The 1,269-nt window shown below is 67.4% G+C and carries 1 protein-coding gene; it reads right to left on the bottom strand.

The window, feature by feature from the left end; translation table 11 throughout:
• Nucleotides 1-1,269, bottom strand: a 1,269-nt coding sequence (gene ahcY, locus IE142_RS34710) for an adenosylhomocysteinase (protein WP_191889397.1), incomplete at both ends; no start/stop codon positions are given.

Raw genomic sequence — 1,269 nt, 5'->3', positions numbered from 1 at the left:
CTTGTACGGGCCCTCGACCTTGACGCCGATGTACTCGGCCTGCTCCGGACGGAGCGTGGTCAGCTTGACGCCGAGGGCGTCGAGGTGGAGACGGGCGACCTTCTCGTCCAGGTGCTTGGGCAGCACGTAGACGTCGGTCGGGTATGCGTCGGGCTTGGTGAACAGCTCGATCTGGGCCAGGGTCTGGTCCGCGAAGGAGTTGGACATCACGAACGACGGGTGACCGGTGGCGTTGCCCAGGTTCAGCAGGCGGCCTTCGGACAGCACGATGAGGACCTTGCCGTCGGGGAAGGTCCAGGTGTGGACCTGCGGCTTGACCTCGTCCTTGACGATGCCGGGGATCTTGGCGAGGCCGGCCATGTCGATCTCGTTGTCGAAGTGGCCGATGTTGCCGATGATCGCCTGGTGCTTCATCTTGGCCATGTCCGAGGCCATGATGATGTCCTTGTTGCCCGTCGTGGTGACGAAGATGTCGGCCTGGTCGACGACCTCGTCCAGCGTCGTGACCTGGTAGCCGTCCATCGCCGCCTGCAGGGCGCAGATCGGGTCGATCTCGGTGACGATCACGCGGGCGCCCTGGCCGCGCAGGGACTCCGCGCAGCCCTTGCCGACATCGCCGTAGCCGCAGACGACGGCGGTCTTGCCGCCGATGAGGACGTCGGTGGCTCGGTTGATGCCGTCGATCAGGGAGTGGCGGCAGCCGTACTTGTTGTCGAACTTCGACTTCGTCACCGCGTCGTTGACGTTGATCGCCGGGAACAGCAGGGTGCCGTCGCGGTGCATCTCGTACAGGCGGTGGACGCCGGTCGTGGTCTCCTCGGTCACGCCGCGGATCTCGGACGCCAGCCGGGTCCACTTCTGGGGGCTCTGGCTCACCGTGCGGGTGAGCAGCTCCAGGATGACGCGGTGCTCGTCGGACTCGGCGGTGTCGGGCGAGGGGACCTTGCCGTCCTTCTCGTACTCGACGCCCTTGTGGACCAGGAGGGTGGCGTCACCGCCGTCGTCCAGGATCATGTTCGGGCCGCCGGTGGGGGTGTCCGGCCAGGTCAGGGCCTGCTCCGTGCACCACCAGTACTCCTCGAGCGTCTCGCCCTTCCAGGCGAAGACCGGGACGCCCTGCGGGTTGTCGGGCGTGCCGTTCGGGCCGACGGCGATGGCGGCCGCGGCGTGGTCCTGGGTGGAGAAGATGTTGCACGAGGCCCAGCGGACCTCGGCGCCCAGGGCGACCAGGGTCTCGATGAGCACGGCGGTCTGCACGGTCATGTGCAG

Source organism: Streptomyces mutabilis (assembly GCF_014649815.1).
GTDB classification, from domain to species: Bacteria; Actinomycetota; Actinomycetes; order Streptomycetales; family Streptomycetaceae; genus Streptomyces; species Streptomyces mutabilis.
Note: the sequence above shows the minus strand (reverse complement) of the source record. Positions and strands in the feature narration are given on the sequence as shown.